General features: G+C 68.0%; 8 protein-coding genes and 1 pseudogene. 1 reads left to right on the top strand and 8 read right to left on the bottom strand.

All coding sequences use genetic code 11. The features are described 5' to 3' along the window. Position 1: 1 nt before the first annotated feature. Together ACEOAB_RS04295 and ACEOAB_RS04290 are read right to left on the bottom strand one after the other, a co-directional pair. Entirely contained in the window at positions 2-613 is a 612-nt protein-coding gene (locus tag ACEOAB_RS04295; protein WP_413750374.1) for a helix-turn-helix domain-containing protein, read from the bottom strand. 60 nt (positions 614-673) lie between these two features. After that, entirely contained in the window at positions 674-1774 is a 1101-nt protein-coding gene (locus ACEOAB_RS04290) for an alpha/beta hydrolase family protein (protein ID WP_413750373.1), read from the bottom strand. Between the two features lie 173 nt (positions 1775-1947). Here ACEOAB_RS04290 and putA point away from each other — a divergent pair. Further along, positions 1948-5675: pseudogene (gene putA / locus ACEOAB_RS04285) on the top strand (trifunctional transcriptional regulator/proline dehydrogenase/L-glutamate gamma-semialdehyde dehydrogenase). 18 nt (positions 5676-5693) lie between these two features. Here putA and ACEOAB_RS04280 read toward each other — a convergent pair. The 6 genes from ACEOAB_RS04280 to acnA form a co-directional block, all read right to left on the bottom strand. After that, positions 5694-6086 (bottom strand): carboxymuconolactone decarboxylase family protein, encoded by a 393-nt coding sequence (locus tag ACEOAB_RS04280; protein WP_007836531.1) that lies wholly within the window; start codon positions 6084-6086, stop codon positions 5694-5696. Between the two features lie 118 nt (positions 6087-6204). Beyond that, entirely contained in the window at positions 6205-8403 is a 2199-nt protein-coding gene (katG, locus tag ACEOAB_RS04275) for a catalase/peroxidase HPI (protein ID WP_413748198.1), read from the bottom strand. Between the two features lie 147 nt (positions 8404-8550). Further along, entirely contained in the window at positions 8551-9042 is a 492-nt protein-coding gene (locus tag ACEOAB_RS04270) for a hemerythrin domain-containing protein (protein WP_056597943.1), read from the bottom strand. A 146-nt stretch (positions 9043-9188) separates the two neighbouring features. Beyond that, on the bottom strand, positions 9189-9932 hold the full coding sequence (locus ACEOAB_RS04265) for an ABC transporter substrate-binding protein (RefSeq protein WP_413748197.1): 744 nt from the start codon (positions 9930-9932) through the stop codon (positions 9189-9191). A gap of 9 nt (positions 9933-9941) precedes the next feature. After that, positions 9942-10838, bottom strand: a complete 897-nt coding sequence (locus tag ACEOAB_RS04260; protein WP_056597223.1) for a GntR family transcriptional regulator — start codon at positions 10836-10838, stop codon at positions 9942-9944. A 30-nt stretch (positions 10839-10868) separates the two neighbouring features. Beyond that, a complete protein-coding gene (acnA, locus tag ACEOAB_RS04255; protein WP_413748196.1) occupies positions 10869-13508 on the bottom strand; it encodes an aconitate hydratase AcnA in 2640 nt (879 codons plus the stop codon). Positions 13509-13740 lie beyond the last annotated feature (232 nt).

Raw genomic sequence — 13740 nt, 5'->3', positions numbered from 1 at the left:
CTCATCTCCAGGAAGAGGGCGCAGTGGCGATCACGACGGCGTAGCGGGTGGTCTTGCGCGAAGGGTTGTAGTAGCTCATGGGGCGGTCGAGCACCATCGCCAGGCAGTCGCCGGTGCTTAACTGGTGCTGCTCGTCGCCCAGCGTGAGTTCGATGACGCCGTCGAGCACCCACACCTGCTGGTGAATCAGGGGTTCGCGCGCCGCTGTTTCGTAGGCCACGCGGGCCTTCGGCGGGAACATCACTTCGACGATCTGGATGGGCGATGCGAAACCGCTCGGCGACACGTTGCGCCGCACATAGCCGGAGTGCGGGTCGCGCCACTGCAGTTGGCTGGCCAGGCGCGACACTGGATCGGCGGCGGGCGCGGGCGCCTCGAACAGCGAAGCCAGCGACACGCCGAGACCGGTTGCGAGCTTCTCGAGCAGCACGGCGGTGGGACTGCTTTCGCCGCGCTCGATGAGCGAGATCATCGAGCGGCTCACGCCGCAGTGCGTGGCCAGCGCATCGAGCGAAAGGCCTCGGGCCGCGCGCAGGTCGCGCACGCGCTGGGCGATGCGGTCGTTGAGGCCGGACGGGGCTTCCGTTTCGGCCGACTCCTTAATTTCCTTCATATTGGATGAAATGTCCACCATAAAGGAAATCGCGTCAAGCCCGCCGGCAGGCTGCTCCGATCAGCGTGAAGGGCCGACCAGCGCGGCGCGTGCCGCCTCGGAGGGAAACACGCAGGCCACGTCGTGCGCGCAGCCCGGCACCACCACGACCTCCCGGCGCTTGTCCGGCGCAAGCAGCTTGCGGTCGTACTGCGCATAGGCCAGGCCGCGCTGCATGCGAAACGAGCCTTGCGCAAGCGCTGCGCACGACTTGTCGAGCACGCGGTATGCCGTGCCCTTCGCGTCGTTGCTGTCCAGCGCGCCTTCGAGATAGCTGATGTCGGCCTGCACGTACTGCTGGCGCGCCTGCGCGGCGGTGCGCCCGAAGTAGGCGGGCAGGTCGTCGGTGCCGTATTTCCAGCGGTTCATCTGCGGGCACGCGGGTGCGTCGGGCACGGAGAAGCCGGTCACGGAGGCGCCGTCGGGCGAGAGCCGCGGACGCACCGGATCGAAGTAGAGCCAGGTGCTTGGATCGGCCACCACGTAGCGCATCGCCGGCTTGCCCGCCGCCGTGCCGTCGTGCTGCGTGAAGGCGATGTAGCGCTGCACGAACTGTCCGCCCGCCGAGAAGCCCGCGACGGTGATGGTGCGCAGGCTGGGCCAGCGCTGCGCGATGTCGGCCACCAGCGCGTCCATCACCGCGAAGGACCCGACGCGGCTGCCCGAGGCCGAGCGCGCGCCTTCGAGCCAGGAGCCGCAGGTCCACAGCAGGTCGCCGGGCTGCGCGACGGGCACGCCCACCGTGTTGCAGCGTCCAGCCACCGCCTTGTCGGCCGCGACCTGGAAGAGCGGCGCGATCGCCAGCGTGTCGCCGAGCGTATCGGCGTTGCGAAGGGTGCGCAGCGCTGCCTCGAATGTCTTGTTGGCGTCGCGCGAATGGCCGTGCATGGCGATCAGCGCTTTCGTCGGCCCGGCGGTGGCGCCTGTCGCTGGTGCATCGGGATCGAGCGAGGAGTAGTAGTGCAGCGCGCCTGCGGCTCCTGGCGGTGTGAAGCTGCGGAAGCATTCAGCGGCGGCCGAATTCAAACAGGTGGAGGCATCGGCCGTTGCCGCATGCGTCGGCCAGGGCGCGATGCACGCGGCCGCGAGGGCCAAGGAAAAGAACCATCTGTAGCTGAGCATGTTCGTGCGACTCCGGGATGGAACGGAACGCGGATTCTCTGCCCACCGCCCCCCGACGAACCTGACTTGCCCACTGCTTTACATAGCGATTTACTCTACCGAAGCGCCATTCTTTGAACACAAATTCGGCATCGGGACGCGGATCATCCAACAATTCCCAGCACGAACCTCCCATGAACCCCGACCCTCTGCCCTCTTCCTTCGCGGCATTCGCCGACGGACTGCCGCCCGATCCTTCGCCGCTGCGCGCCCTCATCACAGCGGCCTGTCGCCGTCCCGAACCGCAGGCACTGCCACCGCTGCTCGCGCAGGCCCGGCTGCCCAAAGGCCAGGCAGAGGAAGCACAGGAACTCGCACACCGCATCGCGCAGCAATTGCGCGACCGCAAGAACGCAGGCGGCCGTGCCGGCCTCGTGCAGGGCCTGCTGCAGGAATACGCGCTGTCGTCGCAGGAAGGCGTAGCGCTGATGTGCCTGGCCGAGGCGCTGCTGCGCATTCCCGATGCCGAGACGCGCAACGCGCTGATCCGCGACAAGATCGCGCACGGCCAGTGGCAGTCGCACGCGGGCCGCAGCCCTTCGGTGTTCGTCAACGCCGCGACCTGGGGCCTGCTGCTCACGGGCAAGCTCGTGGCCACGCACAGCGAAACCAGCCTGTCGACCGTGCTCACGCGCCTGATCGGCAAGGGCGGCGAGCCGCTGATCCGCAAGGGCGTGGACATGGCGATGCGCATGATGGGCGAGCAGTTCGTCACCGGCGAAACCATCGCGCAGGCGCTCGGCAATGCGCGCGAGCTGGAGGCCGAGGGCTTTCGCTATTCGTACGACATGCTCGGCGAAGCGGCGCTCACCATGGAAGACGCGAAGCGCTACCGCATCGCATATGAAGAGGCGATCCACGCGATCGGCAAGGCTTCGAACCATCGCGGCGTGTATGAAGGGCCGGGCATCTCGATCAAGCTCTCTGCGCTGCACCCCCGCTACAGCCGGGCGCAGCACGCGCGCGTGATGGCCGAGCTGTATCCCGTGCTGCGCGAGCTCGCGCTGCTGGCGCAGCAGTACGACATCGGCCTGAACATCGACGCCGAGGAAGCCGACCGCCTCGAACTCTCGCTCGACCTGCTGGAGCGGCTGTGCTTCGAGCCGGCGCTCGCGGGCTGGAACGGCATCGGCTTCGTGATCCAGGCATACCAGAAACGCTGCCCGTTCGTGATCGACTTCGTGGTCGATCTCGCGCGCCGCAGCCGGCACCGGCTGATGGTGCGGCTGGTGAAGGGCGCCTACTGGGACAGCGAGATCAAGCGCGCTCAGATCGACGGGCTCGACGGCTACCCGGTCTACACGCGCAAGGCCTACACCGACGTGTCGTACCTCGCCTGCGCGCGCAAGCTGCTCGATGCGCCCGATGCCGTCTACCCACAGTTCGCGACCCACAACGCCCACACGCTGGCCGCGATCTACACGATGGCGGAGCCGTCGCGCTACGAGCCGGGGCAATACGAGTTCCAGTGCCTGCACGGCATGGGCGAGCCGCTGTACGAGCAGGTGGTGGGTCCGCTCGGGCGGCCGTGCCGCATCTATGCGCCGGTGGGCACGCACGAGACGCTGCTGGCCTACCTGGTGCGCCGGCTGTTGGAGAACGGCGCGAACACCTCGTTCGTAAACCGCATCGCGGACCTGGCGATCCCGCTCGACGCGCTGGTGGAAGACCCGGTCGCCACGGTCGAGCGCATGGCTGCGCAGGAAGGCACGATGGGCCTGCCGCATCCGGCCATTGCGCTGCCCGCGGCGCTGTACGGAAAGCAGCGCGCCAACTCGCCGGGGCGCGACCTGGCGAACGACGACAGCCTTCGCGCACTGGGCCATGCGCTTGCCGGCAGCGCCCATGAAAACTGGCGCGCGGCGCCGATGCTCGCGCAAGCCGTGCCGCACGGCGAGGCGGCCGACGTCGCCGATCCCGCCGACCATCGCGACATCGTCGGACAGGTGCAGGAAGCCACGCTGCCGACGTCGAATCGGCCATTGCCCAGGCCCATGGCATCGCTCCGGCATGGGCCGCCACGCCGCCCGCCGAACGCGCCGCCCTGCTCGATCGCGCCGCCGGCAAGCTCGAGGAAGGCATGCCCCGGCTGCTCGGCCTGCTGACGCGCGAGGCCGGAAAGACGTACGCCAACGCCATCGCCGAAGTGCGCGAGGCCGTCGACTTCCTGCGCTACTACGCGGCGCAGGCGCGCAGCGATTTCTCGAACGACACGCACCGCGCGCTTGGCCCGATGGTCTGCATCAGCCCGTGGAACTTTCCGCTGGCGATCTTCACCGGCCAGGTGGCGGCCGCGCTCGCGGCGGGCAATCCGGTGCTGGCCAAGCCGGCCGAGCAAACGCCGCTCGTCGCGGCCGAGGCGGTGCGCGTGCTGTGGGAGGCTGGCGTGCCGCGCGCCGCGGTGCAGCTGCTGCCCGGCCGGGGCGAAACCATCGGCGCCGCGCTGGTGGCGGACCCGCGCGTGCAGGGCGTGATGTTCACCGGCTCGACGGAGGTGGCGCGCATCCTGCAGAAGACGCTCTCACAGCGGCTGGGCGCGCATGGCGCACCCGTGCCGCTCATCGCGGAGACCGGCGGGCAGAACGCGATGATCGTCGACTCGTCGGCGCTCGTGGAGCAGGTGGTCGCGGACGTGATGGCCTCGGCCTTCGACAGCGCCGGACAACGCTGCTCCGCGCTGCGCGTGCTGTGCGTGCAGGAGGAAGCGGCCGACCGGCTCGTCGAGATGCTCAAGGGCGCGATGGCCGAGGCCTGCATCGGCAACCCCGCGCGGCTGGCCGTCGACGTCGGTCCGGTGATCGACGCCGAGGCGCGCGACGGCATCGAGCGTCACGTCGCGGCCATGCGCTCGAAGGGACGCAAGGTCTTTCGCCAGGCCCGCGAATACGCGCACGACACGCGCAACGGCACCTACGTGGTGCCCACGCTGATCGAGCTCGACAGCATCGCGGAACTGCAACGCGAGGTGTTTGGGCCGGTGCTGCACCTCGTGCGCTACCGCCGCCGCGACCTGGGTGCGCTGGTCGGGCAGATCAACGGCACGGGCTACGGGCTGACGCTGGGCGTGCACACGCGCATCGACGAAACCATCGCGCAGATCGTGGAGAACGCCAAGGCGGGCAACGTCTATGTGAACCGCAACATCGTCGGCGCGGTGGTGGGCGTGCAGCCGTTCGGCGGCGAGGGCCTGTCGGGCACCGGGCCGAAGGCAGGCGGGCCGCTGTACATGCTGCGCATGCTGTCTGCGCGGCCTGACGATGCGATGGCGCGCGCGGTGGCGGATGCCGCATCGACGCCGCAGGCCGGACTGTCGGCGCTGTCGCGCTGGGCGCAAGCCACCGGCCGCCCTACGCTGGCGGCGCAATGCGCGCGCTTTGCCGCGCAGTCGCGCTCGGGCAGTTCGCGCACGCTGGCCGGCCCGACCGGCGAGCGCAACGTCTACACACTGGCGCCGCGCGAAGCGGTGCTGTGCCTGGTCGACCCGGGTGCGGATGCGGAAGCGGACCGGCTGGCACAGTTGGCTGCCGTGCTGTCGGTCGGCAGCACCGCGATCTGGCCTGCCGACGCCGCCGCGCAGGGCCTGCGCGCTTCGCTGCCGGCCGAAGTGCAGCAGTGCGTGGCCATCGCGAACGACTGGGCGTCCGACACGGTGGTGTTCGACGCCGCGCTGCGCCACGGCAGCGCGCAAGGCCTGCCGGGCGTGATGCAGCGCATTGCGGCCCGCCCAGGCCCGATCGTCGGCGTACGCGCCTTCGCGCCCGGCGACACGGACATCCCGCTCGAAAGCCTTGTGGTGGAACGCGCGCTCAGCATCAACACGGCTGCGGCCGGAGGCAACGCGAGCCTGATGACGATCGGCTGAACGCGCCGCCGACGCTCGCTATTTGTCGAAGGCCGGATCGACGGGCACGCGGTAGCCGTTCACCAGCCGGTTGGTCTCGTTGGCCATGCCGACCACGGCCATCAGCTCGGCGAACATCGCGGGCGTCATGCCGGCCTTCTCGGCGCCGGCGTGGTGGCTCGCGATGCAGTAGCCGCAGCTGTTGGTGACGCTCACTGCGAGATAGACCATCTCCTTCACGACCGGGTCGAGCGCGCCGGGCGCCATCACTTCCTTGAGGCTGCTCCAGGTGCGCCTGAGCGTGGCCGGGTCGTTGGCGAGGTACTTCCAGAAGTTGTTGACGTCCGGCACGTTGCGTGTGGTCCTGATGTCGTCGAAGACCGCCCTGACTTCCTCGGAAGCAGCGGCGTATTCGATGGGCTGGGGTTTCATGAGGCTCCTGGTGTCGAAAGCTGTTGTCCTTGAATACGCCCGAGCCTGGTTCAGGACTCTCCGGAACCAGGCTCGGGCTGCACTGCTGCTCGGCGCGGCCGCAACCGGCCGCCCGCGATCACCGCAGGTCGAAGCGATCGAGGTTCATCACCTTGGTCCAGGCGGCCACGAAGTCCCGCACGAAGACCTGTTGCGAATCGGCGGCCCCATAGACTTCCGCGACCGCGCGGAGCTGCGAGTTGGAACCGAACACGAGGTCGGCCACCGTGCCCGTCCACTTGAGCGCGCCCGTCTTGCGGTCGCGTCCCTCCAGCACGCCGTCGGTCGTCGCGGACTTCTTCCACCCGGTGCTCATGTCGAGCAGGTTCACGAAGAAGTCATTGCTGAGCGTCTCCGGGCGCTTGGTGAAGACGCCGTTGCCGGACTGGCCGACGTTCGCATTCAGCACGCGAAGGCCGCCGACCAGCACCGTCATCTCGGGCGCGGTGAGGGTCAGCAGCTGCGCCTTGTCGAGCAGCAGCCCCGCAGCGGACGCCCCGTCGATCCCCTTGCGGAGATAGTTGCGAAAACCGTCGGCCTGCGGCTCCAGCGGAGCGAAGGAGACAGCATCGGTCTGCGCCTGCGAAGCGTCCATGCGTCCCGGCGAGAAGGGCACCGTCACGTCCTGCCCGGCCTTCTTCGCCGCGGCCTCGACCGCCGCATTACCGGCCAGCACGATCAGGTCGGCGAGCGAGACCTTCTTGCCGCCGGACTGCGCGCCGTTGAACTCCTTCTGGATGCCTTCCAGCACCGACAGCACCTTCGACAGCTGGGCCGGCTGGTTCGCCTCCCAGTCTTTCTGCGGCGCGAGGCGGATGCGCGCACCGTTGGCGCCGCCGCGCTTGTCGCTGCCGCGGAAGGTCGAGGCCGAGGCCCAGGCCGTGCCCACGAGCTGCGCAATGCCCAGGCCCGAAGCGAGGACCTTGGCCTTCAGCGCCGCGACGTCCTTGTCGTCGATCAGCGGATGGTCCACGGCGGGAATCGGGTCCTGCCAGATCAGCTCTTCCTTCGGCACCAGCGCGCCGAGGTAGCGGGCGCGCGGACCCATGTCGCGGTGCGTCAGCTTGAACCAGGCGCGGGCGAACGCATCGGCGAATTCCTGCGGGTTCGCCATGTAGCGGCGCGAGATCTTCTCGTAGGCCGGATCGACGCGCATGGCCATGTCGGCGGTGGTCATCATCGGGGCGTGGCGCCTGGCCGGGTCATGCGCGTCGGGCACGGTGTCCGCGCCGGTGCTGCCCTTGGGCTTCCACTGGTGCGCGCCCGCGGGGCTCTTGGTGAGCTCCCATTCGTAGCCGAACAGCGTCTCGAAGTAGCTGTTGTCCCACTTGGTGGGCGTGGGGGTCCAGGCGCCTTCGATACCGCTGGTGGTGGCGTGGACGCCGATGCCGCTTTCGAAGCTGTTCTTCCAGCCCAGGCCCAATTCCTCGATGTCGGCGCCTTCAGGCTCCGCGCCGACCTTGGCCGGGTCGCCCGCGCCATGGGCCTTGCCGAAGGTGTGGCCGCCTGCGGTCAGCGCCACGGTCTCCTCGTCGTTCATGGCCATGCGGGCGAAGGTCTCGCGGATGTCGCGCGCCGAGCCGAGCGGGTCGGGGTTGCCGTTCGGTCCTTCGGGGTTCACGTAGATCAGGCCCATCTGCACGGCGGCGAGCGGATTGGCGAGCTCGCGGTCGCCGCTGTAGCGCTCGTCGGCCAGCCACTTGCCTTCCGGCCCCCAGTAGATGTCCTCTTCGGGCTCCCAGATGTCCGGGCGGCCACCGGCGAAGCCGAATGTCTTGAAGCCCATCGACTCCAGCGCGACGTTGCCGGTCAGGATCATCAGGTCGGCCCAGGAAATCTTGCGGCCGTATTTCTGCTTGATCGGCCACAGCAGCCGGCGCGCCTTGTCGAGGTTGCCGTTGTCGGGCCAGCTGTTGAGGGGTGCGAAGCGCTGCGCGCCGTTGCCCGCGCCGCCGCGGCCATCGGAGGTGCGGTAGGTGCCCGCGGAGTGCCAGGCCATGCGGATGAACAGCGGACCGTAGTGGCCGTAGTCGGCGGGCCACCAATCCTGCGAATCGGTCATCAGGGCTTGGAGGTCCTTGATCACCGCGTCGAGGTCGAGGCTCTTGAACTCCTCGGCATAGTCGAACGCCTCGCCCATGGGATTGGACTTGGCGGTGTGCTGGTGCAGCAGCTTCAGGTTCAGCTGGTTGGGCCACCAGCCTGCATTTGCCGAAGCACCCGTCATGGAGTGCGTGCGCGCATGGCCCGGGAAGGGGCACTTCGTTTCATCGGACAAGGGGTTCTCCTTTGGTTGTCGATCACTCGCGATCGGAGCCAGTCTAGGTTTGGACTGCCCCTTCAACAACCAGATTGAGCATATTGATCTCATAGCGCATTGCTATGAGATCGCCCTCAGTCTTACGGAGGACCCCCGCGCGCGAACTCAGGCCATGGCGCCGAGCTCCTCCATCAGCTCTTCCTTGCGCGCGGCCAGTTGCTCGCGCATGGCGACCAGGTCCAGGCCGCGGGCGGCGCGCGCCTTCACGAAGATCTCGTTGCGCTCTTCCTTCACGTGATGGTCGATGTATTCGCCAAGGACAATGACCTTGGCATCGAACTTTTCGTCGATCTCGGTGGCTTCCTGGATCTGCGCGATCAGGTCCTTGGCGCTTGCATGCTCCACCTCGGCTTCGTCGAGCAAGTCCGTCTCCTTGATGGCCGCGCGCACCGCGGGGTAGAAGATCTCTTCCTCTATCCGTGCATGGACGGTGAGTTCCATGCAGATGTGGTTGGCGAGTTCGCGCTTCTTGCTCTCCGCAGAAGCCGCGCGCGAGTGGGCGAGTTCCTCATACTCCTTGAACAGCTTCTTGACGTTGCGGTGGTCGGTGTCCAGGAGGCTGCAGGCGTCGGGCTCTGCGCGTCGGGAAGTAGGCATCATGGGCTCCAGTTGAGTTGTGGGGAGCCCGAAAGATGAAGCGGCGATGCTGGTGGATTCGTAGGAAAACTCCGTGTCCGCATAGCGGCGCCGATCACCCGCTGCAACAAATCGACAACGCCCGGACGAAGTTCGCTGCGAAGCTTCTAGGCCGGATTCGCCCCTGGCGCGACGGATGCTCCTTGAATGCCATGTCTGCGCAATGCATCGGAGACAAAGCCGGAGCTCTTCATCTCTTCCACGAACTGGCACAGGGCCTGCGCGGCATCCGCGCCTCGCGTGCGCGGTGTTCCCATGGCCTGCCGTATCACCATGAAGCGGCCCGGCAAAAGCCGCAGGCCAGCGTGGGCGCGGATGTCCGATTCGAGTTGCTGCTTCACACCGGCGGCCACGTCGAGGTTCTGCTCGAGAAAGGTCTGCACGACGGCGGGGGACGTCGGTGCGCGCACGATCTGCGCATTCTTCAGTTCGCGCGTGAGGTAGAGGTCGTAGGCACTGCCCTTTCCGACTGTCACGCGCAGCCCCTCCTGGTCGACTTCTTCGTTGCGGCGCAGGGGCGAATGCTCCCGAACGAGGTAGCTTCCTTCGATCAGCACATAGGCCTCCGTGAAGGCGATCTGAGCGCCGCGCACGGGGTCGATCGCGAAGAATCCGATGTCCGCCTGCTCGTTGGCTACCGCTTCGACCGATTTCCCCGCGGCGTCGAACACCACCAGCTCCAGCGCTACGCCAAGGCGCTCGGCGAAGGCGCGTGCCAGGTCCACCGAGACGCCAACGGGTGCACCGGTTGCCTTGTCCGTGTTGGCAAGGATCGGGTTCCCCAGGTTGATGGAGGCGCGCAGCACTCCCTTGGGGGTGAACGCTTGAACGATGGCGGGAGCAATGGTCATGGCGAATGGCTAGGTCTTGAGAATTCCGCTGATCTTCGCGAGATTGCGCAGCGTGCTGGAAAGGTGCCGGTGCATGGCCTGCGAGGCCTCTTCATTGCGGCCGCGTTCGAGCAGCTCGAGCAGGTGCAGGTGCTGCTTGCAGTGCTCCACGTAGCGGCTGCGGTCCTGCATCGAGCGGTATGAAAGCAGCCGACGCACGCGGTTCACGCGGCGGATGGTATCGATGAAGAACGCGTTGCCCGAGCCCTCGACCAGCGACTCGTGAAAGCGCACGCCGCGGTCGTGCAGCTGGTCGGCGGTGTCGGTTTCGATGCCGCCTTCGAGCAGGTGCTTTTCCGCCGCGCGGCAGCGCGCGATGACCTGGGGCGAAAGGTGGTAGTTGGGTTCGAGCAGCGCGGCCGGCTCCAGCGCAAGGCGCAGGCGGTAGGACTGCAGCAGGCTGTCGGCCGTGGTGAGCATCGACGAGAACACCCAGCCGTAGCCAGGCTTCTTCTCGGCCCAGCCTTCGTTGGCGATGCGGCCGAGCACACCGTTCAATTGCACGGGGGTGAGGCCGTAGCGCTGCTTGAGGAGCGCTTCGGAGAATTCGTCGGGCAGCAGGCCTCTCAACCGGTCGTCGGCAATGCGGAAGTACACCTCGGTCACGATGTCGGACTCTTCGAGGCCCAGTTCGCCGGCCAGCGCCCTCGCCCCGTTTTCGATGGGCGTCACGAGGAAATAACCCCGATTGGGCTCGCGCATGAGCACGCCCTTCTCGGCCAGCAGCGACAGCGCTTCATTGACGGGCGAGCGCGACACCCGCAGGCGGTCGGCCAGCAGTTGCGCCGGAAGGTGGGTGCCGGCCGGCATGGCGTCCGCCTGGATCAGGTCGAGGATTTGCGAGGGAATGGATTGATCGGTCCGCATAGGGGCGGATTTTCCAGCGATTCCGGCCGCTCACGCCGACGGGGCGTTCACGACGCCGTGTTTGCCCACCATTTTCCGAAGGGTCGATGGAATCACGCCTCCTGCCTGAAGGAGTTCGACCTCCAGCTTCGTCTCGACCACAGCCACGGCATCGAAGCGCTCCGAGCGGCCGTCGGCCCGATGCAGCACGACGCCAACGGCGCCCCGCGGCTGGATGCCGCCCGGCCGGGCATCGATCTCGATGCGGTCGCCCGGCACCAGCCCGAGCGTGGAGGGCGTCATGCCCGCGGGCATGCGCAGCGGCAGCACGCCCATGCCGATCAGGTTGGAGCGGTGGATGCGCTCGAAGCTGTTGGCGAGCACCGCGCGGATGCCCAGCAACCGCTGGCCCTTGGCCGCCCAGTCGCGCGACGAGCCGGTGCCATAGCGCTCGCCCGCGACCAGCACGACCGAGTCGCCTGCGGCGCGGTAGCGCTGCGCGGCCTCCCAGAGCGGCACCACCTCGCCGCTGGGCACATGCAGCGTGTGGGCCACGGGGGCGCCGGGCGCCAGCAGGTTCTTCAGCGTCTTGCTGTGGAAAGCGGCACGCACCATCACTTCCCAGTTGCCGCGGCGCGAGGCGAACACGTTCAGATCGTCGCGGTCGTCGCCGCGCGCCACAAGGAAATCGGCCACACCGCTGTCCCTGGGGATTGCGCTGGCCGGCGAGATGTGGTCGGTCGTGATGTCGTCGCCCACCACGAGCATAGGGAATGCGTTGTAGTGACCGAGCATGCTGCCTTCCGAGAGCGCGGCGAACGGCGGGCGGCGCAGGGCGGTCGACGCGGGGTTCCAGGGGTACAGCTCGGTGTCGGGCGCTTCGAGTGCGTGCCACAGCGGGTTGCCGGCGGCGACCGCGAAGGCACGCGGGTAGTCCAAAGGGTCCTGCGAGAGCGCGAGCGCTGCATCGATCTCCTCGGCCGACGGCCACAGCTCGCGCAGGTAGACGGGGCGTCCTTCTGCAGTGACCTGCACGGGGTCGACGCGCAGGTCCTGCTCGGCGTTTCCCGCCAGCGCGAAGGCGATGACTAGCGGCGGCGACATCAGGAAGCCGAGGTCTAGATCGGGGTGCACCCGGCCCGCGAAGTTGCGGTTGCCGGACAGTACGGCGACCGGATGAACCGCACCCCCTGCCATCGCGTCCTGGATCGCCCTGGGCAACTGCCCGGAGTTGCCGATGCACGTCGTGCAGCCGTAGCCCACGATGTCGAAGCCCACTGCCGACAGGTCGGCGGCGAGGCCGGCGCGCTCCAGGTAGGCCGCCGCCGCGGGCGACCCGGGCCCGAGCGAGGTCTTGACCCAGTGCGGCACCTTCAGGCCGAGCGCGCGGGCCTTGCGCGCGACGAGGCCGGCCGCAACGAGCAGGCGCGGGTCCGAGGTGTTGGTGCAGCTCGTGATGGCCGCAATGGCCACGGGGTGCCGCGGCATCTGCGCGTGGGCGATCCGCGGCTGGAATGCGAGTGCGGCCAAGGCGGATGCAGCCTCGCCATACCCCAGCAGGTCCTGCGGGCGGCGCGGGCCCGCGATATGCATGTCGATCGCGTCCAGCGCGATGTGCAGGGTGCGCGTGTAGATCGGCTGCGCGGCGGGGTCGAACCACAGGCCGGCCGCGCGGGTGTATGTTTCCACGCGCTCGGCGTGAGCCTGCGTTCGTCCGGTCTGCAGCAAGTAGTCGAGCGTGCGGCGGTCGACCGGGAAGAACCCCGTGGTCGCTCCGTACTCCGGCGCCATGTTGGCCACCACGCTGCGCTCGCCCGCACTCAGCGTCGACACGCCGGGGCCGTAGAACTCCACGAATTCCCCGGACACGCCGATGGCCCGCAGGCGCTGCGTGACCGTCAGCGCCAGATCGGTTGCCAGCACGCCGGGGCGCAACGCACCAGTGAGCCGCACGCCGACCACGTCGGGTATGCGCAGCATGGTCGGCATGCCGAACATGACGGTCTGCGCCTCGAGGCCGCCCACTCCCCAGCCGAGCACACCGATGCCGTTGACCATGGGGGTGTGGCTGTCGGTGCCGATCATCATGTCGGGCACCAGCCAGCGCGCGCCGTCGCGCTCCTGCAGCGTCACCACGGTGGCCAACTGCTCCAGGTTGATGGTGTGCATGATCCCCGTGCCGGGCGGGTTGATGCGCACACCCTGGAGCACCTTCGAGGCCCATCGCAGGAACGAATAGCGCTCGGCATTGCGGCGGATCTCGAACGCCATGTTCCTTTCGGGTGCATCCCCGCGCGCGAAGACCTCGACCGCCAGCGAGTGGTCGACCGACACGTCCACCGGCAAGCTGGAGTTCAGCAGCGACGGATCCACGCCGGCCTCTGCCAGCGTGCTGCGCATGGCGGCCAGGTCCACCAGCGCGGGCGTGCTGGTCGTGTCGTGCATCAGCACGCGACCGGGCTGGAAGGCGATTTCCGCTTCGCTGGTGCCCGTGTCGGTCCACGCAACAAGCGCTGCCAGCGCGGCGTCTTTCTCGGCGCCTTCCATGTTGCGCGCGACGTTCTCCATCAGCAGCCGCAAGACCACGGGCAGGCGACCCAGCTTGTCTTTGCAGAGCGCCGACAGATCGACGGCCAGGTAGTCCTGCCCGGCCACGACAAGCCGCATGCAGGGCGTCTCAGTGTTTTCCATGATTCTTATTTTGCATTTGTCATTCATAAAATGCAATTCAGCACAAACCCTCAGCCCCGGGATCAGCCCCGCATCACAGCCCGTCGAAAGTGACCGCCGCCATGCATCCACCCTTCTTTCCGCCCGAGCCTTCCATCCATAAAGGCCGCCGCCGCGCATTGCTGGGCAGTCTGGCCGTCGGCGGTTCTGCCGTGCTTGGCCAACTTGCCGGGTGCGCCTCGACGGCCTTCAA

This window comes from Variovorax sp. Varisp53 (assembly GCF_059491555.1).
The sequence above is the reverse complement of the archived record's forward strand: the minus strand, read 5'-3'. Positions and strand labels throughout refer to the sequence as shown.